Origin of the sequence: Vibrio penaeicida, assembly GCF_019977755.1 — a bacterium.
GTDB lineage: Bacteria > Pseudomonadota > Gammaproteobacteria > Enterobacterales > Vibrionaceae > Vibrio > Vibrio penaeicida.
The window spans coordinates 12,597-35,929 of record NZ_AP025145.1 but is presented as its reverse complement, the minus strand read 5'-3'; the positions used below and the strand labels follow the sequence as shown (position 1 = coordinate 35,929).

Here is a 23,333-nt window from a genome sequence, read left to right as displayed (position 1 = left end):
ATGAATATATACTCAAACCACCCCAAGGTGCAGGATTCAGAGCTCTATCTTCTGTGTCAGTTCAAGGAAAAGAACGCAGTGGAATGACGAGTCCTTTCCAAGTTCTTTGACGATGAAATGGGACAGAAGATGAGCTCCCAAGGGCGAGTTTGCTTGATTTTCATGCCGCGTTACCAATTATTGATTTAGAACCACTAGATCTGCAAATTGGTGCCTTGCCTGAAAATCAAGCAATTCTCGCTGAACCTAGCATCTTGAGGTGGTTTGAGTATAGCCCCCTTTCGAATAGGTTGTTCCTATCGAAAGGGGCTTTTCATAAAAGAGAAGAATGTAGAAAATTGAAAGAGGTTAAAAAGATAAAAGATTGAAAATAAGCACTTGAAAATAAAAATATTAAAGTGAAAATAAAGAGATTAAAGCCGTCTTAAACTCTCGCTTGGGCTTTCACCATAACGATTTTTATACGCAACGCTGAATCGACCCATATGAGAAAATCCCCACTTCATTGCTACCCCTGTTACGCTCTGTGCTTGTCCACCTTGCAGTTCTGAGTGCACCTTTTCCATTCTCAGATTGCGTAAATACTGCATCGGACTGATACCAAGAAAGTCTTTAAATCCACCATATAAGCTACGTACACTGACACCAGCCACCCCTGCAAGCCTTTCTGCGGTGATGTCTTCATTCAAGTGTGCATCAATATACGATTGGGCAATACGAACATGCCGAGGACGAATAGATGGTTTACTGTTAGCGGCGTTAGCGGAGTAGTTGTGGGAATGGCAACTTAGCAGACACGTGGCGACCAATTGTTCTAGCTGCCCAAGTATCAAGCTATTCTGGTTTTCGAACGGTGAAATCTGAGCGGCATAAGTCAACAAATACCAAAGTAAGCTTGTCCACTCTCGGCTTCTTTGCCACTCAAACCCCAAATCAAACCGAACCGTATCATGCAGGGCGTGACCCGTTATGCCCACCACCGTACGCTCAATTAATGGCTTTGGAATTTTGATCATCAGCTGATCGACATTTGGCTTCCATTGCATGCTCACACTGTCATCAGGGCTTAGCACAGAGGCAAGATTTGTTGTGGAATCCACCACGCTGTGTGGGCTCTCAATCACAGCCCTGCCAGACAGGGGCATTTGGACAAGAAAAAACTCTTTCATTGCACCAGGTTCAATGTCCACACCAGCACCGTAATGAAGACGGCTTACCGAAATTTCACCCAGCTGCAAAAAATGCATTTTCGCATCCAGCTTGGTGCGATCCTCTTTCACCGAAAGTGAATGAGATTTCATGACTTGCCCAACGGCATCGCACACTTCCGTCACATTCCCAGAGGAAAAAAGAAGCCTTTCCGATTGGCTAAATTCCTGATCAACCAAACGAAACAATGAGTTATTTATTCTGGAGTCATACATCCGTCACTCCTCACTATATTGCGTCAAACTGCTTTCCGTAATGATGTTTTTGCTCGGAATACGGATACAGTGAGTTACTCAAAGCTACTCGAGCCCACCCGAACCATTAACATTCTATTTACATAGTAAACACAAGATAGTCTACGCGTACCCAGCGCTATATCCGAATTGTGCAGAAATTATCCAGAATTGGTACTGATTGATATGTCGATAATGATTCAATGTCGTTGTTGCAATGGCTTATTTCTTTTCATCTTATGAGATATTAACCATTTGATGATGTGATTGATGCGTAACCAAATAGCAAAGATCTTATAAAACAATGCTTAATGATAGATTTATCGAGTAATTTGTGTACATTGCGATTCGAAATTGTGTCTGCTCTGCGGCTTTTCTTACTCAAACTCCCCTAATGTTTCATCTACCACTAATGACCAATGACATAACCACGCTAAAGATTGTTAAACTGAAACAGTCATCTATATTGTTATTATTATCTATAATGGGAACATTCCCAAAATCAACCCTAATAAACTTTAATGTCTTATTTATCATTACATTAAGTAGCGAATAACTTACAACAAATTGAGATAAGATGCATTGCCCGTATATGCATATGCTGGTTTAATATTTTGCGAAACATCATAAAGACAATAAAAAATAGCGCCTTTGCCATCTTGATAGCATCTTCCTAACAGACTGTCTTGTGCGCAGGAGGTAATAAACATAACAATAAAGTTTGGCTGTCTATGAACTCAATGATCCCTCGGCATAACCCAACGACTTAACTCCAAGTCTCTCTGCTCTCAAGGTTTATCTAAGAGAGCATCCTAATTAAAAGCGTTTATTTCCGGTTGCGAATGAGTAACCGGAGGCTTGCTGCTTCCTGTAAGAAGCGAATAACTTCTCCAACCAAGGATAATTATATGAAGTTACGAAAACTGGTACTGGCCTGCGCCATTGCCTCCCCTTGTGTTAATGCCTTTGAAGTCTGCAACATTGGCGATGAATATAACGTACTGGATCGCGAGAGCTTCCACGACATACGCAAATCAAATTACCGAAATTTCAGTGAAGATCTGACACCAGAAGATTTATTTTTGTCTGCGCCAGAACACCATGCTGACGCTAGACCTTCGCTTACCGAAGCTGACGAAGTTTTCCCAGAAACGGCATCACTGCTTGAAGTCGGCCCTGCAAATGTTGCCGTTCTTGAATCTGAAGAAGCGGCGAGTTTGCTCGCGACAATAGGGCGCTCGACAGCCGGTTTTGCTAAGGGTGCACTTGAAGCTTTAGGACCTGTAGGCGACACCATCGCTGTGGGGTTGTGGGCCAATGAAGTGGCTCAAGCTTTTGAAGATGAAACGAAAACGTCTTACGACCGCTTTGCGACAGTAATGAGCCTTATTGACTGGTTTGGTGTACTCAAGCTACCTGAGCGAGAAATTGATCGTAAGATCTTAACCGCACGCTGGGATCGGGTTGCAGCGGGAGAGCACTATAGCTTTACCGTTCATGACGATATTGTCACTCAACAAGATAAAAAAGATAAGCAGCATTGGGCTGATCTCGCCTCAAGCCAACAGCGCATGCTTGAAGCGCTCGCGAAGGGTTATGCCTCTGATGTAGCACTCAAGTACCAGCAGCATTATCAAGAAGCACTAAAAGCGCAAGCCGTATTAGCCGAGACCTTGATTAACTCGGTAGAGAGCGAAGTTCAGAAAGCCATTTTTAATAAGCTCGCGCTACAAGGTGCGAATGCCAAACTGTTTGCCTCTGATCTTGCTTCAACTTGCCGAACTGAGATCGATGCACTGTTGGCCTTATACCCAGATCAGGAAGAAAACAACAACCGCCCGATGTATGTGCCATCGAAACAAGAAGCCAACCAAGCTTTAGCACGCTTGCAGCATTGCCAACAAGATCATTTAGACCTAGCTGTAACGGTGCTGGGCGATCTTAAAAATGGGGAAGTGGATGGATTGGATCGCAAATCCCTGCACCAACTATATCGACGAACTCTCAATGCGAAGATCAAAATCGTCGAGACCGCCAACACACAACTTGATGATCTTAGAACCAAGTTAAAAGCGGAGATGTATGCAGAAGGCAGGAATACCATCGATCGTTTGTTTGATTCAGAGGCGGTTGCGAAAGCCCATCGCTACTTTAAAGAACAAGCGGATTATTTAGCGATAGATGAGATGTCTCGTAGTATTTTTGGGCGTCCAGCCACGGCAACCGAACGTCGTCAAAAGTACTTTGTTATTCAAGAAGGGTATAAGAAGTGTACTCGAATTGGGATACTTGGGGGTGACCCGAACTTCAGAGGGTGTACGGAATACACGTGGATCCCTGCAAAAAAAGAGCATTATGAGTCGTCAAAAGATGAAGTAATTTCGCAGATGGTGATGCCAAATCGCGATGCTATCAAACGTGTCTTTTCTCAATCTATGGATGAATTGATCAACGAAGGTTGGAGCTCTCAACATGAAGAGGCTTGGCTTGAGCAACAGATCCTAAGCTTCTCCGATAAACAGCGTATTATCAGAAACGCGGAAACCGACAAAGCGCGAGTCATGCGTTGGTTGTTTGATTCAAGCACAGCGTTAGAGGCTGAATGTGGCGGTGGAAATGCCTGTGCGGCATGGTCTTCAAGCTACTTAGAAAAAGAAAACTTGTCTCGAGAATCCTCACTGCACCACATTGCTGGCTGGTACGAAAGAAACAAAGACTCTGGGTACTACGTCCATTCAAAACGCTTGGCAAATTTAGAAGGGTTTATTCGCTCGGCATTAGAGAGTGAATGGCAAGCGGCTCACGTTAGTGGTTTTTATAGCTACCTCTATCCAGGAAGTTTCGACCTTGATAAACATGCACCTCTGATTGCGTCAGCACTTAAGGCTTCGAACTTAAATATTAGAAACCTTTCTGCCTCGTTGCCATTGGCGAAAGGTATTGTAAAAAACCGCATTTTAGAGGCGATGAGTGTCTCTGACAGCAATGGTGAGGAATGGCTTGCTTCACAGATTGGTGATTTCCAGAGATACATTGCCATTGTCCATGCGCAGAATATTTCTACGGGTCACTACGCTTCTGGAGAAATGGGGACAACCGCATTACTTTCTGAGCCTTTACCTGCGCATCTTCTTCGGTACTTAACGTTAGATGTCTATCACAACATCGACGATATCGATTCAGCGTATTACTACCCAGCGAATGGTGGTGAAGAGGTGAGTTATGACGTGCGTTTGCATGCCTCCATTGATGACTTGTTTAACACCAATTCTGAACTGGGTAGAAAGCTCGACCTGCTTGTTCAAGTCAACGAGAACTTCACCAACCTACCGGGTCGATCTTGTGAAATTAATTACCCACAGCTTCGAGATGCCTTATTTAAGGTCTCAGGTGACGAATCATTGTATTGGTTGACACCATTTTCTGATTGGTTTGACAGCGTGACTCGTCAACAGTTAGAGCTATTTAGTGCGATTCGATTCGGAGTTAACAAGCAGAATACGTTAAATATCTCCTGTGATTTAAGCCCAAACAACCCAAGGTATTGGTAATAGGAGAAGCAAACTATGTTGAGAGTTATTTCACTCTGTATTCTCTGTTTTAGCTTTGCTGTTCAGGCTACACCATTCGATGCATTGAAAGCCCCTTTGCGCAGCAAAGTGCAAGTCGATGAACTGGCGTCACAATTTTCTGATTGGGCAAAAGCTTCCAGTGATTGGCGATATAAATTGATGACAGCAAACGAAGCGGAAGCGTTGGAGGATTTTTCTGTCTCTGGTTATCAACTTGCGAATGACTATTTAAGAGCCACGGATACCTCTACATGGGGCAGTTCAGGAAAAAGTGCGAGAACGTTTATTAAGCAAGTACGCAGCGCTATGAAAAAACTGCCTCGCTACAAGGGGGTAACTTACCGTGGTGCGTGGGCAAGGCAATCTCTTTTGAACAAACTCCAAGTTGGAGATGTCGTGGTTGAGCCTGCTTTTACATCAAGCAGTACTATTCCTGACATTGCGAAGCGGTTTGCTGTCGTTAGACCGAATTCCTCAAAGCCTTTACAGCGTGTGCTGTATGAAGTCCAAGTGAAGAGTCATGGTCGCGCACTTGGGGGGCTGTCTGAATTTGGGGGAGAAGCCGAAGTATTGTTGCCACCTAACACTTACTACAGAGTTACGAATATCGAGTTGAATCGAGGGGCTTCAATGGTGGCGCTAGAGACCGTTTCGTCACATGAGGCAACGACGGGGACAACATACAATCTCTATTCAGGTGAAGAGATAAGCCAATCTAACTGGCGTTCTCTAATCTGCAGTGGATCGAGGGTTTAATATGAAAAAGAGACTATTCACTACGTTGTTAACAATTGCCACTCAAACACTTACCGCTCAAAACTACGCATTTGCAGAAGATTTCGCTGAGTTTAAAGGGCAGGACTTATCACCGATGCAACAAGAGCAGATGGCAGATGATTTAATGGATTGGACGATCGTTCATCATGCCAAAGCAGAGAAAAAAATGCTCCCAGAAGAGTACTCGGCGATTAAACGTTATGGTCGCGTTGACCATGATATCGTGAATGAGTACATGAGAGCAGGAGAACCTAAAGAGTTTCTGATAGCCGGTTATGGGGAAGCGCTCAAAGCGCGAGTCTCCCAGATGCGGAGCGCAATGAATAAGTTGCCTAATTTTAAAGGGACTGTTTATCGAGGCTCATCCATTAAAAACGCCCTTCTAGAAGGGCTTAATGTTGGTGACATCTTGCATGAAAAGGCATTTTTATCGACATCGACCATTCCAAGTATGGCGAGAAATTTCTCTGCTGCGGGGGTTTATCAGAACGTGTCTGCTGCTCAGTTTAAAATTGATTTAAAGTCATCAGGGCGAGCAATTAATGCGTATACCTTCAAAGCATACGAAGCAGAAATTTTAGCGAAGCCAAACACTTACTTCCGTGTTGAAGCGATTGAAAGAATTTCAGCAAGAAAGAATTACATCAAACTGAGAGAGATAAAAAATCCGGCTAAATACCTAAAGGCTGAGCCAGATATACATATTTACGATAGCTTTAGTGGCGAAGAAGAATCACTTCGAACTCGCTCAGCGTTGTATTGTATGTGATAGCCATTACCTCTCACGATTATTTCGTGAGAGGTATCGTCTAAAAGAATAAGTAATTTAATCTGCCTCTACCAAGCCTATGCATCAAAAGCGGGAAGTGTATTTAGTCGCAGATTTTTTCGCCATGTGTAGCAGCGAGAAGTTTATGAGTATACTCGCTCGTCGCCTGATGACGCGCCAGCCGATGCACATCCGTCTGCTCTTCAAGCTGCCCCTGACACATGACGTATACGTCATCACATAGCCAGTTCACCACATCAAGGTCGTGGCTCACCATCAGGTAAGTCAGTTGATGTTGCTCTTGAAGTTGACGCAATAAATTGAGTACTTCCGCTTGCACCGACGCGTCCAATGCGGATGTCGGTTCATCTAACAACACCAATTTGGGTTTACTGATCAGTGCACGTGCCACGGCGACACGTTGTCTTTGCCCACCGGATAACTGGCTGGGATAACGAAAGCGAAATCGGGCATCCAAACCAACATCCGACAACACACCTGATACTCTTTTAGACACATCATTCATACCGTGGATATGCGCGACTTCCGACAGAGTTTGGTCGATGGTTCGCTTAGGGTGCAACGACGCATACGGGTCTTGAAACACCATTTGCACATCTTGACGAAGCGATTTTGGGTAAGGTTTGCCAGTCGCAAGGTTTTGCCCAGCGATGTCTACGTCACCTTGCCACTCTTGATTGATACCCGTAAGTAGCTGCAAAACGGTAGACTTTCCTGAACCAGACTCACCGACTAAGCCAACACACTGGTTAGCAGCGACGTTTAGGTTAAGCTGCTTAACCGCAAGAAATTCCCCCCAATAAATATCGGTATTGCGGATGTTTATCATGCCAGTTTTTCCCATGCTGGATCGCGTTTTAATGTAGAGAGCGGTTGACCGCGCTTTTGATAACTGGGTAAACACGCCAGTAAACCTTGAGTATACGGGTGCTGTGCTTGATGGAGCTCCGAAGCGGACAGCGTTTCGACAATGCCACCACGATACATAACGATGATTCGGTCGCAAAACTCAGCGACAAGGTGCAAATCGTGGCTAATCAAAATCAAGCCAGTACCATGTGCTTCCACAGAGTTATTTAGCAATTCCAGCACTTGTTTTTGCACGGTGACGTCTAATGCTGATGTGGCTTCATCGGCGATCAGAATGCTCGGTTGAGGCAGTAACATCATGGCGATCATCACTCGTTGGCCCATGCCACCAGAAAGTTGATGGGGATAACACGCTAGGACTCTCTCAGGGTCTCGAATCGCCACTTCAGAAAGTGCCTCGTAAATCGCTTGCTGCGCGTCCTGTTTGTTGCCTTTGTGGTGCAACTTCCAAGTTTCAAGCAGTTGCCGCTCTATGGTGAGTACCGGATTCAACGAAAATTTGGGATCTTGCATCACCATGGTGATCGCTTTACCTCGAACTTGTCGCCACTGGCGCGGTGATAAATCCAATAAGCTTGCTCCTTGTAAAGAGAGGCTCTTTGCTTTCATCGACGCTGCTTGCGGCAACAAACCTAAGATGGCTCGTGCCGTCATGGATTTTCCCGAACCCGATTCGCCAACGATGCCAATTTTTTCTTTCCCCATTTCAAGGTTAAAGTTTTTCACCACGTCCACTGGCCCCTTCGCAGTTGGAAAGGTGACGGTGAGATTATCGACTTTTAACAAAGGCTCTTCGGCTTTCAATAATGACATGTGCACTCCCTATTGCTTGCCTTCAAGGGCGTCACGAAGACCGTCGCCGAGCAAGTTAAATGCTAGGCTGACCAATAAAATGGCCACGCCCGGAATGGTAGCGACCCACCATTGATCCAATAAAAAAGAGCGACCTTCTGCGATCATCATTCCCCACTCTGGCGTGGGCGGTTTCGCACCCAACCCCAAAAAACCTAACCCTGCTGCGACGAGAATGATCCCTGCCATGTCCAAGGTGACACGGATGATCACAGAGGTCATACACATCGGAACTATATGGTTGTACAAAATTCGTATTGGCGAAGCGCCAGAAAGCTTTGCTGCTTGAATGTAATCAGCGTTTCGGCAAGTGAGCGCTTCGGCACGTGCTACCCGTGCGTAAGGGGGCCACGCGGTTATGCCAATGGCCAAGACTACGTTACCTAAACCCGGCTCTAAGATGGCGACAAAGGCGAGTGCCATCACTAACTTAGGAAACGCGAGGAAAATGTCGGTAATGCGCATTAACACCAACTCTACCCACCCACCAAAATACCCAGCAACCACGCCAATCATAAGCCCAAGTGGTGCCGTTGTAACAACCACCAAAAGCACAATGGTCACAGTGACTTGTGCGCCATATAACAAACGAGAAAAGATGTCACGCCCAAGGTGGTCTGTGCCAAGCCAAAAATCAGAAGAAGGCGCTAACAAACGCAATTCTAAGTTCGTCTCAATAGGGGAATGGGGGGATAACCATGGCGCCAATATCGCTGCTGCCACTAATAACACCAGCAGCGCAATCCCCATTAAGGTAAGTGGATTGGCACACAACGCTAACCAAACTCGATACCAGTTTGCGCATCTCGCCTGCCACTGACTGGTTGGGCTATCATCCAACAGCCACTGTTTCAGGGATGGTTTCATGGAAGATTTGATGGAAGAATTCATCGTTTCACCCTTGGATCGAGTAATGGGTAAGCCAGCTCCGCTAATAAATTCAAACTCACAAAGCAGATCCCCACGACCAACGTGCCCCCCAGTACCGCAGGCATGTCGGCAGAAAACAACGCATTAGTAATGTATGCACCCAAACCAGGCCAAGCAAACACACTCTCAGTCAATACCGCGCCTTCAAGTAAACTGGCGTAAGTAAGCGCCAAGATCGTAATCAGCGGGACTCGAATATTCACTAAGCAATGCCGAGTGATTAGAGTAAATTCACTGACCCCCTTCACTCGTGCCGTCACCACGTATTCTTTTTCTAACTCATCCAACATCAATGAACGGGTCATGCGGCCAATGTACGCCATGGAGAAGTAACCTAAGATAAGAACGGGCAGAACTAGATGACTGATGGCGTTCCAAAATACATCCCATTGCTGCTCTAGAGCGGAATCCACCAAAATCATTCCTGTCACTGGCGTGACCAAATACTCATAGCCAATATCCAATCGCCCCGGTCCGGCTACCCAATCGAGCTTGGCATAAAACACTAACAGCCCAATCAAGCCCAGCCAAAATACGGGAGTAGAGTAGCCCACCAGAGAAAAAACCCGAATCAGATTATCTTGCCATGTGCCCCGATGCAGCGCCGCCCAAATACCAAGAGGCACACCGAGTAAAACACCCACAATAATCCCTAATGTCGCCAGCTCAAGCGTGGCGGGAAAGAAGTTGCTGATGTCCTCCAGTACCGTATTTCCAGTACTCTGAGACATGCCTAAATTACCACTGGTGACATCTTGTAAGTAACGCCAAAACTGGACTGGCAATGGTTTGTCGAGGCCCAGTTCGACCTCGACTTGCGCATACACTTCTGGGCTTGCGCGGTCGCCCACCACTGCAACCACGGGGTCGATAGGCATGACTCGACCGATAAAAAAGGTCACAGCCAACAGTGCTACCAAAGTTACGATAACCATGGACGTTTGCTTTACTAGCATCAAACTGAATGAAAGGAGTTTACTGCTTGACTCCATCATGACTGCGATCCCTCTATTATCGACCTATTTAGTGACTTTTGAGTAATACACCTGATGAGCAGATGAGCCTTGCTCGTAGCCCTTAACGTTCGCGCGAAGTGCGGTTTGCGCTTGATTTTGGAACATCACAACAATGGGCGATTTTTCCATCACGTCATGTTGTAAATCACGGTATTGCTGCAAGCGTTTTTCGCGGTCAGTTTCTTTCAGTGCGGCTTCTACTTTCTTGTTCAAAGCGAGATCTTGCCAGCCATTACGCCACGTTGTAGTGGAAACGTAGTGGTCGTCATCGTTGTTGGCATTGTAAGCAAACGCCCCCGCGTTTGAATGAGGATCGGCGTAATCTGGTCCCCAGTACAACAACATGCCTTCGTGTTCACGCGCACGGTATTTGGTGATGACCTGATTCCCTGTACCCGGTACCAAATCGATCGCAATACCAGCGTCGGCAAATGTGGCTTGAATCGATTGCGCCATGCTAGAGAAAGGCTCGCTATTGATGTAATCCATTTTCAAACTGAGATTCTCAATATTGGCGTCCGCTAGAATCTTCTTGGCTTTTGCCACATCTAATGAATACGGGGTATCGCTCACAGCGCCTGGCATGCCTTGTGGCCAAAATGCTTGGTGCACTTTAAATTGGCCTTTTAAGAACGAATTTGCCATACCTTGGTAGTCAATCAGGTATTTCGCTGCGCGCCAAAACTCTGGGTTATTCAGCTTGTCGTTTTTCACATTAAACGAGAAAAAATACACCGCCGATTGAGGGTAATCTTCGACTTTCAGTTCAGAATTGTCGGCAATAGCTTGAATTTGATCCGGTCCCAAACCGCGCGCGATATCGCCTTTTTCTAACATGATACGCTGAGTGGTTGGCTCAACAATGTGGCGATAAATCACTTGTTTGATCGCTAAATCGCCTTCCCACCAATCTTTATTGGCGCTGAGCACAACCGTGTCGTTCGCCTTCCAGATCCGAAGAGAAAAGGGACCAGAACCCGCACTATTTTTGTTTAGCCATGCGTTGCCCATATCGCCATCTTTCTGATGTTTTTTCACCGTTTTACTGTCTACGATAGACGCGACAGTCGCCGTTAACGTGTTTAAGGCAAAATCAGGGGAAATGCCTTCTTTGTAACGGATTTTGACGGTGTCATCGTCCACTTTCACTACTTGAGATTCGATGTTGTCTGCGTTCCAACCGAGTTGTTTCACAACAGCAGACGGGGTTTTGTTGAGCTTCATGACTCGCACAAATGAGTACACGACATCGTCGGCTGTCACGTCATTGCCCGAGGCAAACTTCGCCTTTTTATCCAGTTCAAAAGTGATAGTGCGATTGCTGCTGTCCGCTTGCCAAGAACTCGCTAACCCGCCGACCAACGTGTCCGTTGCTCCTGCATGGTATTCCACCAGTTGGTCGTACAAACTGTTACTCAATTCTCCGCCAGTAAACTCGTAAATTTGTGCCGGATCGAGTGTAGCGAGGTCATCAATATTTTTTGCCACAACCAGAGTGGACGGTGGCGTGGCTGCAAACGTTGATGTGCATAACAGCATGCTGGTGGTAACGGCTAGCTTGCGCCAGATAAGGTGTTGATTTAAGTACTTCACGTAATGTCTCCTGTTACTTTTCAAGTGCACGCCGAAAAGCCATTAAGTCGGGTGCTACTTGCTGCGCAACTTCCATTGCATTGGGTAAATCAATACTAAGGTAGGCCCCCTCTTCATCGAGGAGGTTGATGGTGCCAATCACTTCATCCTGAAACATCACAGGAAGATTAATGGCTGAACCGAGCTGGAGTTTTTCAAACAAAGTGCTGTCTTTTAAATGCTTATCCAATAAAGCGCGCTCGTTACACACAAAAGGTGTCGCCATAACAACTACCTGTTGGTGCCAATCATCAAACTCTAAAGGTTTCACACCGCTTACTGGGTAATGATTAGCGTCACTGGTGTAGCATCGACAGGCTTGGTTGCTGGTTAGGCACATAATGGTCAGTAACTTAAAACCCACCGCACATTTCAGTTCTTTCTGAGTGCGTTCAAAACTCGCGAAATTCTCGCTCATGTCACTCTTCCTTATGATGGGCAAAGATATCGAGGTCACCAAACCACATCACTCGGCATGGCGTGGTATGCGTATTGCGCCATTGATGAGGAATGGCCGCGCTGTAATGAGCACTATCACCACTGGTGAGCACTTGAGTTTTATTGTTGAGGGTTAATGTCAACTGCCCATCCAACACCACGCACAACTCTTCCCCCTCATGGACCATTGCTTCGGTTTGAAACCCCGGCTCCAAAAGGACTTCGGCCCCATTGATTCGCTTGCCAGGAAAATCACTCGAAAGCTGCTGATAGTGTGCTTTGCCATCGGGTAAGGAAAAACCGGCACGATCTTCAGCCAAAATCACTGAACCTGCATTGCTCGGCACCGAAACAAAGCTTTCCATATCCGACTGCAATACGTTCGCAATGATCGCGAGCGACGAGAGGGAGGGTGAAACATCGTTACGCTCAACACGCGACAAAAAACCAATAGAGAACCGAGATTCATCGGCGACTTGTTGCAAAGTTTTTCCTAATTCTTTTCGCTTTCTACGAATCCTTGCACCAAGAGAATAAGCATCCATACCTGTTACACCCCAGCATGTTTCCATTATGTTAAATGTGTAAAAATTTTACTATACGTAAAAATATGTTTAGTTCAAGATGTGACCAGCTGATCAAATAACAACCAGATCACATTATTAGTAAAAACACCAAAACAGAAAAAATATGAATAGTGACGCACTGAAATAGCGTAAGTTGTCGAAAAGAAGGTGGTTTTACGTTTTTTTATGGAAAAAGGTAATACGCTCGCTCACGAACTATACAAACGTTATACCGAAGCGAAAGATAAGATAGGACGACTTATTGAAAGGTGATGTGGTGAATTTACATTGTAAATCTGCCAGAGAACCAAATCTTTATCTGGCAGATCATTCGCTGTAATTACAATAAGCGATATTGTTTGGCTTTGTTTCTTAAGAAACTCAGCCCATCCGTCATCACTTCTTCTGGGCTCTCTGCGACTGGTCGCCAAACCGATAAAGCAGACGCGATTTGCGGTGGAAGGTTAATGAAACTTTCCATAGTCATTCCTCCCTTAAAACCCACCGCAGCTAACCCAGCAAACACTTCTTCCCAATCGCACGTTCCTGTACCTGGAACACCGCGATCGCTTTCGGATAAGTGGATGTATTTTAGGTGCTCCTTACAATCAAGTATTCCATTCACAACACCTTTTTCTTCAATGTTCATATGGTACGTATCCAAATGAATAAAGATGTTGTCAGAGCCAATTCGTTCTAGTAGCTCTACGGCTTGCCACGCAGTATTGAATAAGTGATTTTCGTACCGGTTGATCACTTCAATGCCCAATTCAATGCCCTGTTTTTTCGCATAGTCCGCCGTTTGTCTCATGGTTATGGCGACATTATCCAACTCTTTTTGTGTGGGTGGCTTTCCCGTTCTTTCACCGATGCCACCATACGTTACCCCGGTGAGCGATTGCCCCCCCAAAGCCACCGTTTTATCAATGGCTAGCTTGAGAAAGTCGAACGCTTTGTCTGGCACTTGAGAAGGTAAACAATGCAAAGGCACGCCCAAAGAACACACGGCATTGAGCTCTGCTTTTTCCAATAGAGCGCGGGTATGAGGAGCGTCCACGCCAGGGGGATCCAACATGGTGATTTCTAAAAAATCGATACCTTGATATTGGCTGGCTTCGGAAATCGCACGTTCTGCTCCTTCACGGGTCCACTCCAATGCCCACATACTAGTATGTACACCAAATCCTTTCATTTTGTTTCTCCTATTAAACTTTCTTTCTGTAGAAGCGTATCCAGCCCCATCGGATTACCATGACGGCAATCAAAAAAAGCCCCCACGCCGCGGTAGCAAAATGTTGATTAATACCTATTAAATTCAAACCCGAAGAGAGCGCTTGCAAAATCACTAACGCCAGAAGAACAGACACCACCCTGCCAAACCCACCAAACGGGTCGACGCCGCCGAGAAAGCACGCCAACACGGTGATCAATAAATAAGACTCGCCATGCCCAACTCGCACCGAGTTGAAACGTAGCATCATGACAATTCCAGCTACGGCGCAAAGCACGCCAGACAAGGTATACACCAACGTGAGAGCGCGTTTGGTGTGAATACCGGAATAACGCACCGCCTCGATGTTTGAGCCCATTAGATAGGTAATGAGACCAAGCCGACTTTTGGCGAGAAAGACATAGCAAATCAAAAATACCGAAAGCATGATCAAGAGAGGAATGGGTATCCCCAAGACGCTGCCATGCCCTAAAGGTTGAATAAAATCGGGGAACCCCGAAATGTCTTTCCCACGGGTAAGAAACTCGCCTAGCCCGCGCAAAAAAATCATCATGGCGAGTGAAACCAAAATTGGGTGTGCATTGGTGTACGCGATCACTGAGCCCATCATGTAACCAGAGAGTGCCCCAACCAATAGCGCCACCAAGCAGCCGCCAATAAATGCCGCGACAGACGCATCCGTTCCACCAAACTGAGTCAAAATCCACGCCAGCGTCAGTCCACAAAAATTGGCGCTGAAGGTAATGGCGAGATTCAAACCACCCGTTAAAATCGGAAGTAGCATGGCTAGAGTTAAAATACCGAGTTCCGGTAATTGAAACGCCATGGATTCAAAATTAGCCACCGACAAAAAACGCGGAGAGGCCAAACTGAAACCGATAAATACCGCTGCCAGTAACAGACTTAAGCCGATGTTCTCGATACCCACTGTTTTAACAAAGTGAGACCAAACGGAATCGCCTTTTTTCGTCGAAGATGGCTTAGGCGCAGATTGCTTCGCAGAAGATTGACCATCCGAATGATGCACCGATTGTTCACTCATGCGCCCCTCCTTTTGCCATCGCTCTTTTAAACCGTCCTGAAGACCAAGAAACGGTAGACCAATCCATATTTGAAACGGAAATGGCGACCAATATCACCACACCAACAACCATCTTGAAGGCATAGGGCGATACTCCTAACAGGTTAAGACCGTTTTGCGTGACCGCCACCAGCATTACACCCAAAATACAACCAAGAACGGTTCCCCGACCACCGCCAAGTCTTGCCCCACCAAGTACGACTGCCGCCAGTACATCTAACTCACGCCCATACATCGCGTTAGGGACAACCTCTTGTGCATAGTTGACCTGCATAAGCCCAGCGATACCCGCCATCATCCCCATCCAACCAAACGCTATGTACTGCATGGCGCCAATGTTGATGCCAATTCGCCGAGCGCCTTCGGGGTTATTGCCAAACGCGTAGAGCTGCCTTCCGATATTGGTGTGGCGAATGAGCCCCCATGTCGCGACCACACACACCGCCATAACAACGACGGGAAGCGTCAATTCCGCCCACGAGCCGTTTGCCATTTCATGTTCAAAAATGATCACTCGATCCGTCCACCAATCTGGCAGGTTGTAAATAGAAACCCCACGAGTAAAAAACATCAACAAGCCAAAAAAGGCATTGAATGTGGCGATGGTGACCACGATAGAAATGATCCTAAAATGGTGGATAAGCGCGGCGTTAATCGCGCCAAGTGCAATACCAACAACCGCCGACAAACCCACGCCCAGCGCCCAACTTCCTCCCCCTAAATCAATGATGGTGGTGGCGACGATGTATTGGACAACCGAAGCGCCCACGGCAAATGAAATATCAATGCCTCCTGCAATCAAAACCACCAGCAACCCGACAGCAAATATCAAATTGATGGAGCTGGCATTCAGCAAATCAAACAGGTTTGTTAAGGTAAAAAATTGCTCGGTAGACAGCGATAAGCCAACACACGCCAGCAGCAACACCGCGCCGAGCCAGACTTCTGTTGCTTGGTGTCGATATAACGCTTTCCACCACGGCAGTGACAATGATTTATTTGAATCAGACATACACGACCTCTTCCAACGATTTCAGCGCTAACTGGCGCGGATCGTACTCGCCCGCGATGTGCCCATCCGCCATGTGAAGCACTCGGTCGGCATTGAAATACACTTCTTGAATCTCATCCGAGATGAGGAGTATTCCGAGCCCTTGTTTGGCTAGGTTCCTCACAATCTCAAAAATGCCCGCACGTGCACCGACATCCACCCCAACGGTCGGGGAATCTAAAATCAGTAATTTAGGCTGAGTGGCTAACCATTTTGCAATGGCGATACGCTGCTGGTTTCCGCCAGACAATGTGGCGATGGCATCACCTTGCAAGCCAATTTTTACCGCTAGCTCTTGAATCCAATGTGTGACCAGTGCGTTTTTCTTGTCGGAGGAAATGAGTTTTGAACCGGAGAGTAAGCGGTCTAAAACAGGCAATACGATGTTATCGGCTATGGATTGCTCTTGAATCAAACCAAGTGAAAGACGATCTTCAGAAAGATATGCAATGCCGGAATGAATCGCATCTCGGTTCGATTGAAAGCGCACCGGTTTCCCGTGCATTTGAATAGAGCCAGAGTGAGGAGAAGACATGCCAAAAAGGGTTTTCCCAAGCTCAGTTCTACCGGCACCTATTAACCCAATAAGCCCAACCACCTCACCTTGTTTTACGGCTAGGGAAACATCGTAAAACTCATTATGGCGTGTCAAGTCATGGGTTTGCAGAACGGTGGGAAAATGTCGAGTATCGGTTGCCGCGACTTCAGAGTTCAAGAGCTTCCCCGTCATCAGCTCCGTCAGGCGAGACTGCGTCATGTCTTCTGTGTTGTATACTCCAACAAGCCGACCATCACGCAGCACAGTAACTCGGCTGGAGATTTCCAACACTTCGACCAACCGGTGGCTCACAAACACCACAGCGACACCGCTATCTGAGAGCTTACGAACGACATCTAATAAATAGTCTGTCTCTGCTTGTGTAAGTGATGCAGTAGGCTCGTCCATGAACACCACTTTCGCATCCGAGACCAGAGCACGAGCAATCGCGACAATTTGCCTTTCCGCAATAGGTAAGGATTTCACCGTTCGATTCAGATCCATATCCACGCCAAGCTTTTTCAGAGCTCGCGTTGCCATATCGGACATGTGGGCGTGATTCACCCAGCGCGGTCTCATACCTAGGCTGCTTTCCATCGCAATGTTTTCTGCCACGGTCAGCTCTGGAAACAGTGCCAGATCTTGCCAAATAACCGCCACACCTAACGAACGTGCCAACTGCGGTGTCACCTTATTGACCTTTTGACCCGCCAGTTCCATTTCCGCACCTTGCGCAGGCTGATAAACACCGGTAATCACTTTAATGATGGTGCTTTTTCCGCACCCATTTTCTCCCGCAAGGCAATGTACCTCGCCAGCCCCTACCTCAAACTCGACATCATCCAAAGCCTGCACACCACCGAATCGAATCGAAACGTGCCGAAACTTCAGAATCGACTTTTGGTTCTGATTTGCACTAGAACTATCCACCCAACAACTCCTGTCACTGGTTTACTAAAGCGGGTCAAGTTAGCTGACCCGCGATTGTGTTACTGACACTGAGTTACAGCCCCATAGCGGCAAGATCGTCTACCGTGTTTTTGTTGAGTTCGACCAGTTGATCGACAATTAAGTTGGTTGAGCCCGGCTCAGGGTTAACCACACCAAGGCCCGGAATGTTGGTGCCTGCCTGAATCGTCTCTCCTTTGATGAGTTTGTCAGCCATAGTCACAAACACCTTGCCCGCTTCCATGGGGTTCCACATAAAGCCACCAGTTAGCACACCGTTGTGAACGAGCTTGCGCCCTTGCCCCGGAGAAAAGGGACCAAGTACCAGTACTTCACCCGTTTTTCTACGCTCTTGCACTGCGCGAGCTGCACCAATTGGACCTTGGCTTCCAAATGCGAGAAAACCTTTCAAACCGGGGTTTGCCGACATCAAATCCAAAGCCGTCGTGCGGCTATCATCCACACTTTCAGCCACGCCATAGCGATCGCCTGTTAAGGTCATATCGGGGTGGTTTGCTTTGATGTATTCAATCGCGGCATCTGCCCAAGCGTTATGAAGTGGCACCGTTAGAGAACCGACAAAAACAGCGTATTGCCCTTTGCCGCCCAGTTTTTCAGCCAGTAACTTTCCATAGGCATCACCAAAACCCTTTACAGACGCCAATTCAAAATTCCAATCCACATTTTTTTGCGCAGGCGATTCGTGGGTGATGACTTTAATTCCTTGCTGACGCGCTTTTGCCAACACAGGCTCTAGCACTTCTGCATCATTAGGAACCACACCAATCGCATCGACCCCTTGGGCAATCAAATCTTCAATTGCACGAACCTGAAGTGCAGGGTCGGCGCTGGTTGGCCCTATCATAAAGGCATCCATTCCCAGTGCTTTCCCCTGCTGTTTAATGCCTTCTTCCATTGCGTTAAACCAGGGGATCCCCCCAATTTTTACTACCACTCCCATGGTCGGTTTGTCGCCAGAAAAAACAGGCAACGAAGCCAATAATGCGAGAGAACCTATTGAGATCAGTTTCAGCAAACGTTTCATAGCGTTAAAATCCTTCTTCTTCATCACACTCTATTCAGAGCGCGGCTGAATAACGTAGAGCAAATCGAACAATGACAATTGGCTCTGCAAAGTAAGATGCTTTCAACCTTAAAAGCACCATCGATTGTGCAAAAAGAAAAACAAAAGTGTTAGGCAAACGAGTGAGCTTGTTGCACATATTTATTGCCTACTGACTCATATTTAGCACAATCGATAGTGCAAATAGTAAGGTATACTTTGAAAAAATGGTTGCCTCACTATTGATACGACAATAAAAAAGAAAGTATCACTCTTGTAATCTACTGAAAAATAAATAGTTATTTTTTTAATATTTTTTAAAATACGACGTTAACAAAAAAGAAAGGAAGCGCGATGAGCAAGTCAGAAAAGAAAACCACCATTTATGACATTGCCAAAGAACTGGAGATATCAGCATCCACCGTTAGCTCTGCACTCAATGGGACTTGGAAAGCAAGGCGGATCTCTGAAAAGAAAGCCATGCATATCCAACAATTCGCCAGAGAAAAAGGGTATTACATTAACATGCAGGCACGTGGGCTAAGAGCCGCTAAGTCAGGTATGATTGGTTTATTAATTCCGCAACACGATAGCCGATTTTTCGCCTCGTTAGCACAGGAGTTCGATCACAGTGCCAAGAGTCGAGGTTTATGCCCCATTGTTATCGCCACGGAACGTGAGTCATCCGACGAACTGCAAACCGCAGAAACGTTGATTTCCTTTTCGGTCGATGCCTTATTTATTGCGGGCGCAACCGATCCAGATGCCATTAGCGATTTGTGTACACAAGCTGGTGTGCCGCACATCAATCTCGATTTACCGGGAACAAAAGCACCTTCGATTGTGACCGATAACTTCTCGGGTGCGACTGATTTAGTGGTCGCCATTCGCGATCGATTCAAAAGTAATTCAGCACAAAGCCTTGTTTTCATTGGCGGTAATTTGGACGATTACGCCACTAAAGAGCGAATCAGGGGGTTTAAACAAGCGACATCTGATCTTCCTAATGAATTTTGCAGTATCTACGCTGAAGGCTACCAACCCAAAGAAGTACATGAAACCGCGAAACGCATATTTGCCCCTTCTCGTCCCGCCCCTGCTGGCGTGTTCGTCAATTCAATTACTGCTTTTGAAGGGATCATTCAATTCATGCAAGAAAACCAACGCCACCCTCTTCGCCGCTCCGTAATTGGCTGTTTCGATTACCACCCCTTTCTTGCCTACGTGCCCTACAACGCATTTATGGTGAGGCAGAACGTAAAAGAAATGATCCATTTAGCATTCGAACTGTGGGAGCGTGGCGATACGGGCAATCACATTGTGAAGGTCAAACCCGAGTTGGTTATCAATGGAGCATAGCCCTTTAGCCTTATAGATCTGGAGCGATGGGGCTTTGAGCTTTGAGCTTTGGAAAATAACTCAGTGGAAAAACGCGTCTGCTGCCATAGAGCATTGTGAAAATGTAATAAAATGGGCACTGATCAGAACTCGCCTCACCATGACTTGCGATTCATCACTGACATACACATAATCGAACTCATTCATTTATTTCATTTTTGTTTCTAAGCCCTTTGGGTCAGTTGACCTAGGCAGGACAGGTTATCGCTTCATGAATATCATTTTGAATACCGACTCGTACAAAGCCTCTCATTACCTCCAATATCCGCCAAAGACAGAATTCGTCTCAAGCTACATTGAGTCCCGTGGCGGTGAATACCCGCAAGGAGTGTATTTCGGCTTGCAAATGTTTCTTGACCAATATTTGTCACACCCCATTTCTCAAGAAGACATTGATGAAGCGAAAGCGGTATTAACGGCGCACGGTGAACCCTTCAATGATGAGGGCTGGCAATATATTTTAGAAACGCATAAAGGCTACTTACCGATTGAAATCCAAGCACTCCCAGAAGGAAGTGTTGTGCCAGCGCGTACGCCTTTGGTGCAAATTCAAAATACGGATCCAAAATGCGCGTGGTTAACCAGCTACCTTGAAACATCGTTATTGAGAGCGGTTTGGTACCCAACCACTGTCGCCAGTAAATCTTTCGCGATTAAATCGATTATTCAACGTTATCTGAGAGAAACGGCAGACAACCTAGACGGGTTACCTTTCAAGCTTCACGATTTTGGTGCTCGTGGCGCGGCAAGTAATGAAGCGGCATCCATAGGTGGTTTAGCCCACCTATTGAACTTTATGGGGACGGACACCGTTTCTGCATTGGTTTATGCCAAACGCTACTACAACGAAGACATTGCTGGGTACTCCATCCCCGCAGCCGAACACAGCACCATAACGGCATGGGGGCAGAAAAACGAATCTTTGGCCTACCAAAACATGCTAGACCAATTCTCGAAACCTGGAAGCTTAGTGGCGGTTGTGAGCGACAGTTATGACCTGTTCCACGCCATCGATAATATTTGGGGAGACAAGTTAAAAGCGAAAGTCGAAAACAGTGGTGGAACCTTGGTTGTTCGTCCCGACTCGGGCAACCCCGTCGAGATTGTGGCGCAAACCATCGAGCGCTTAATGGCTAAATTTGGGGAATTCCGAAACAAAAAAGGATTCCGTATGTTGCCAGATTGCGTTCGAGTCATTCAAGGCGATGGGATCTCTCAAACCACCATCGAACATATTCTCTCCGAACTTAAATCCAAAGAAATCAGTGCCGATAACTTGGCGTTTGGCATGGGTGCTGAACTGCTGCAAAAGGTAAACCGAGACACCATGAAGTTTGCCATGAAAGCGTCTGCCATTTGCATTGATGGGAAATGGCACGATGTATTCAAAGATCCGGCGACCGATCCTAATAAAGCGTCTCGAAAAGGTAGATTAGCCGTTATCGAAGCATCCAACTGGGAAACAGTCCGTGAAGACGAGTTAAACGGACGTGAAAACGCGCTTCAAGTGGTGTTCAAAGACGGGCAGGTACTCAAACGTCATACGCTGCAAGACATTCGCGAGCGTATCCAAGCCTGCGCCTGATTGTCAGGGCATGTACTCGTTGTTGCCACACCTAAATGTGGCAACAACTCTCTTCTCTCCTATCTCTACTATCTCTACTATACCGAACCTGATAAGCAAAAGCGGGAGATTCAGTGAAAGGTAAATCCGCCATCCACATTCACTGCCTGACCCGTCACGTGCTCTGCCTGAGCAAAATACACAGCAAGTTTCCCCATATCTTCCGGGGTTTGACCTACGCCTTGAGGGATCAGAATGTCTTGGTGGCGCGCCCAGGATTCTTCCATGGTTTCACCTTCCAGTTTCCAACGCTCAGCTAACCCGTCCGGTCCGTACCACATGGCGGTAGGCACAATACCCGGACAAATCGCATTCACTGTAATACCTGTACGTTGCATCTCTTTTGCCAGCGAATTGGTAAACCCGACCACTGCAAATTTCGATGCACAATAGTGCGCCAAATCGGGGAAGCCTTCTTTTCCCGCGATAGAAGCAACATTAATGATTCGCCCGCTTCCCGTTTTTTTCATGGCGGCAATTTCGGCTTTGCAACACAAGAACACCCCTTTGGCATTCACGTTGTTCACAAAGTCCCAATCTTCTTCAGTTAATTCTTCAACAGACTTGATACTGAGTACCCCTGCATTGTTTACCGCTATATCCAGCGTTCCAAAGCGTTCGACTGCTTTCGATACCATGCTTTTCACATCTTCCCATTTTGAAATATCACTTTGCAGAGCCAGTGTCTCAACGTCATAGCCAGTCAACTCTTTTGCCGTCGTTTGGGCGTTGTCGACATTGATATCGGCGATCACTAAGTTGCAACCGAGTTTGGCAAATTCCGTTGCGATACCTTTGCCAATTCCTCTCCCCGCACCTGTCACAAGCACTGTTTTTCCTTTCAGAGACATAAAGTTTCCTTTCTGTTTATTGGTTTATTCATACCTCAATAGTCAAAAAGTGTTCCTGATAGAAAGATCGAACAACTCTTTAATAAATAGAGTTTTTAGAGAAGTTAGAAATCTATGTAGTGTTGCAAGGAGGAGTTAGATGCAACAGGTGTGGCATTGATGGAATCAAAGATGAGAAATGGTATGAAGAGGTGAATCCGGCTGTCACCGCTAAAAGTGAAGCCGGTATGAATACAAAATTGAAAGCGAATTTTCAGAAAAATATATTCCAATTCTATCTACGCTGAGAAAGCGTATCTTTGGTTTTCTCAAGTTTACTAACAATATTCGCCACAGGTGCGCCTTCATCTTGAAGCGCTTTCAAGTCGATTAGAGAGGAATCAATAAAGTCAACCGCTGAGTCAAAAGTTACATATCTAAAGTCCTGTTCTTTTGCAGAATTAACGGGATATAGACTTTCGACCTTTTCTAATTCGTACCCCTCATATACAACAACTTTAACAGGATAATTCCTCGGCTTAGAGTCTCCATGAGATTGCCATTGAAACCATTCAACACCCAACAATTTTCCACTTAGTGAAGGGGGACCGAAGTCGTGATAGTTCATGACGGTAATAGAAGAGTTCGCATTTATGCTAGAAGAAAAAACGAACATAAATACTA

General features: G+C 46.2%; 21 protein-coding genes. 5 read left to right on the top strand and 16 right to left on the bottom strand.

Features of this window, described 5'->3' with window-relative positions; all coding sequences use genetic code 11:
• Positions 1-413 precede the first annotated feature (413 nt).
• On the bottom strand, positions 414-1,424 hold the full coding sequence (locus tag LDO37_RS18660) for an AraC family transcriptional regulator (RefSeq protein ID WP_126606498.1): 1,011 nt from the start codon (positions 1,422-1,424) through the stop codon (positions 414-416).
• Between the two features lie 926 nt (positions 1,425-2,350).
• On the opposite strand from LDO37_RS18660, the gene LDO37_RS18655 reads away from it, so the two are divergent.
• The 3 genes from LDO37_RS18655 to LDO37_RS18645 are packed head-to-tail and all read left to right on the top strand — an operon-like array spanning position 2,351 to position 6,560.
• Positions 2,351-4,993 (top strand): hypothetical protein, encoded by a 2,643-nt coding sequence (locus LDO37_RS18655; RefSeq protein ID WP_126606497.1) that lies wholly within the window; start codon positions 2,351-2,353, stop codon positions 4,991-4,993.
• Between the two features lie 15 nt (positions 4,994-5,008).
• Complete coding sequence (locus LDO37_RS18650) at positions 5,009-5,770, top strand: ADP-ribosyltransferase (protein ID WP_126606496.1); 762 nt, start codon at positions 5,009-5,011, stop codon at positions 5,768-5,770.
• A 1-nt stretch (position 5,771) separates the two neighbouring features.
• Complete coding sequence (locus tag LDO37_RS18645) at positions 5,772-6,560, top strand: ADP-ribosyltransferase (protein WP_126606495.1); 789 nt, start codon at positions 5,772-5,774, stop codon at positions 6,558-6,560.
• A 103-nt stretch (positions 6,561-6,663) separates the two neighbouring features.
• Here the strand turns inward: LDO37_RS18645 and LDO37_RS18640 are convergent, their stop codons facing one another.
• The 12 genes from LDO37_RS18640 to LDO37_RS18585 all read right to left on the bottom strand — a co-directional run bounded on the left by LDO37_RS18640 (position 6,664) and on the right by LDO37_RS18585 (position 18,779).
• Complete coding sequence (locus LDO37_RS18640; RefSeq protein ID WP_221768502.1) at positions 6,664-7,410, bottom strand: ABC transporter ATP-binding protein; 747 nt, start codon at positions 7,408-7,410, stop codon at positions 6,664-6,666.
• Positions 7,407-8,264 (bottom strand): ABC transporter ATP-binding protein, encoded by an 858-nt coding sequence (locus tag LDO37_RS18635; RefSeq protein WP_126606493.1) that lies wholly within the window; start codon positions 8,262-8,264, stop codon positions 7,407-7,409. The genes LDO37_RS18640 and LDO37_RS18635 overlap by 4 nt, the downstream gene beginning before the upstream one ends.
• 9 nt (positions 8,265-8,273) lie before the next feature.
• Positions 8,274-9,194, bottom strand: a complete 921-nt coding sequence (nikC, locus tag LDO37_RS18630) for a nickel transporter permease (protein WP_126606492.1) — start codon at positions 9,192-9,194, stop codon at positions 8,274-8,276.
• Positions 9,191-10,228, bottom strand: a complete 1,038-nt coding sequence (locus LDO37_RS18625) for an ABC transporter permease (protein WP_126606491.1) — start codon at positions 10,226-10,228, stop codon at positions 9,191-9,193. Before LDO37_RS18625 ends, nikC begins: the two co-directional genes overlap by 4 nt.
• Before the next feature lie 24 nt (positions 10,229-10,252).
• The gene (locus LDO37_RS18620; RefSeq protein ID WP_221768501.1) at positions 10,253-11,842 is read right to left on the bottom strand and encodes an ABC transporter substrate-binding protein; all 1,590 of its coding nucleotides are present in this window, start codon (positions 11,840-11,842) and stop codon (positions 10,253-10,255) included.
• Positions 11,843-11,855: 13 nt separating this feature from the next.
• Positions 11,856-12,299 (bottom strand): GAF domain-containing protein, encoded by a 444-nt coding sequence (locus LDO37_RS18615; protein WP_126606490.1) that lies wholly within the window; start codon positions 12,297-12,299, stop codon positions 11,856-11,858.
• Position 12,300: 1 nt separating this feature from the next.
• Positions 12,301-12,864, bottom strand: a complete 564-nt coding sequence (locus tag LDO37_RS18610) for a cupin domain-containing protein (protein WP_185829721.1) — start codon at positions 12,862-12,864, stop codon at positions 12,301-12,303.
• A 361-nt stretch (positions 12,865-13,225) separates the two neighbouring features.
• Positions 13,226-14,077, bottom strand: a complete 852-nt coding sequence (locus LDO37_RS18605; RefSeq protein ID WP_126606488.1) for a sugar phosphate isomerase/epimerase family protein — start codon at positions 14,075-14,077, stop codon at positions 13,226-13,228.
• A gap of 13 nt (positions 14,078-14,090) precedes the next feature.
• A complete protein-coding gene (locus tag LDO37_RS18600; RefSeq protein WP_224055746.1) occupies positions 14,091-15,158 on the bottom strand; it encodes an ABC transporter permease in 1,068 nt (355 codons plus the stop codon).
• A complete protein-coding gene (locus LDO37_RS18595) occupies positions 15,151-16,209 on the bottom strand; it encodes an ABC transporter permease (RefSeq protein WP_126606487.1) in 1,059 nt (352 codons plus the stop codon). Before LDO37_RS18595 ends, LDO37_RS18600 begins: the two co-directional genes overlap by 8 nt.
• Positions 16,202-17,716, bottom strand: a complete 1,515-nt coding sequence (locus tag LDO37_RS18590) for a sugar ABC transporter ATP-binding protein (RefSeq protein WP_126606486.1) — start codon at positions 17,714-17,716, stop codon at positions 16,202-16,204. Before LDO37_RS18590 ends, LDO37_RS18595 begins: the two co-directional genes overlap by 8 nt.
• A 73-nt stretch (positions 17,717-17,789) precedes the next feature.
• Entirely contained in the window at positions 17,790-18,779 is a 990-nt protein-coding gene (locus LDO37_RS18585; RefSeq protein ID WP_126606485.1) for a substrate-binding domain-containing protein, read from the bottom strand.
• 372 nt (positions 18,780-19,151) lie between these two features.
• Here LDO37_RS18585 and LDO37_RS18580 point away from each other — a divergent pair, with 372 nt between their 5' ends.
• Positions 19,152-20,156: a LacI family DNA-binding transcriptional regulator gene (locus LDO37_RS18580; RefSeq protein WP_224055745.1), complete on the top strand. Its 1,005-nt coding sequence runs from the start codon at positions 19,152-19,154 to the stop codon at positions 20,154-20,156.
• 60 nt (positions 20,157-20,216) lie between these two features.
• On the opposite strand, the gene LDO37_RS30245 is transcribed toward LDO37_RS18580, so the two are convergent.
• The gene (locus LDO37_RS30245) at positions 20,217-20,342 is read right to left on the bottom strand and encodes a hypothetical protein (RefSeq protein WP_263422462.1); all 126 of its coding nucleotides are present in this window, start codon (positions 20,340-20,342) and stop codon (positions 20,217-20,219) included.
• A gap of 64 nt (positions 20,343-20,406) precedes the next feature.
• On the opposite strand from LDO37_RS30245, the gene LDO37_RS18575 reads away from it, so the two are divergent.
• Positions 20,407-21,780 (top strand): nicotinate phosphoribosyltransferase, encoded by a 1,374-nt coding sequence (locus LDO37_RS18575; RefSeq protein ID WP_126609696.1) that lies wholly within the window; start codon positions 20,407-20,409, stop codon positions 21,778-21,780.
• 110 nt (positions 21,781-21,890) lie between these two features.
• Here the strand turns inward: LDO37_RS18575 and LDO37_RS18570 are convergent, their stop codons facing one another.
• Together LDO37_RS18570 and LDO37_RS18565 are read right to left on the bottom strand one after the other, a co-directional pair.
• Positions 21,891-22,670, bottom strand: a complete 780-nt coding sequence (locus LDO37_RS18570; protein WP_126609697.1) for an SDR family NAD(P)-dependent oxidoreductase — start codon at positions 22,668-22,670, stop codon at positions 21,891-21,893.
• Between the two features lie 274 nt (positions 22,671-22,944).
• Entirely contained in the window at positions 22,945-23,325 is a 381-nt protein-coding gene (locus tag LDO37_RS18565) for a hypothetical protein (RefSeq protein ID WP_126609698.1), read from the bottom strand.
• Positions 23,326-23,333 lie beyond the last annotated feature (8 nt).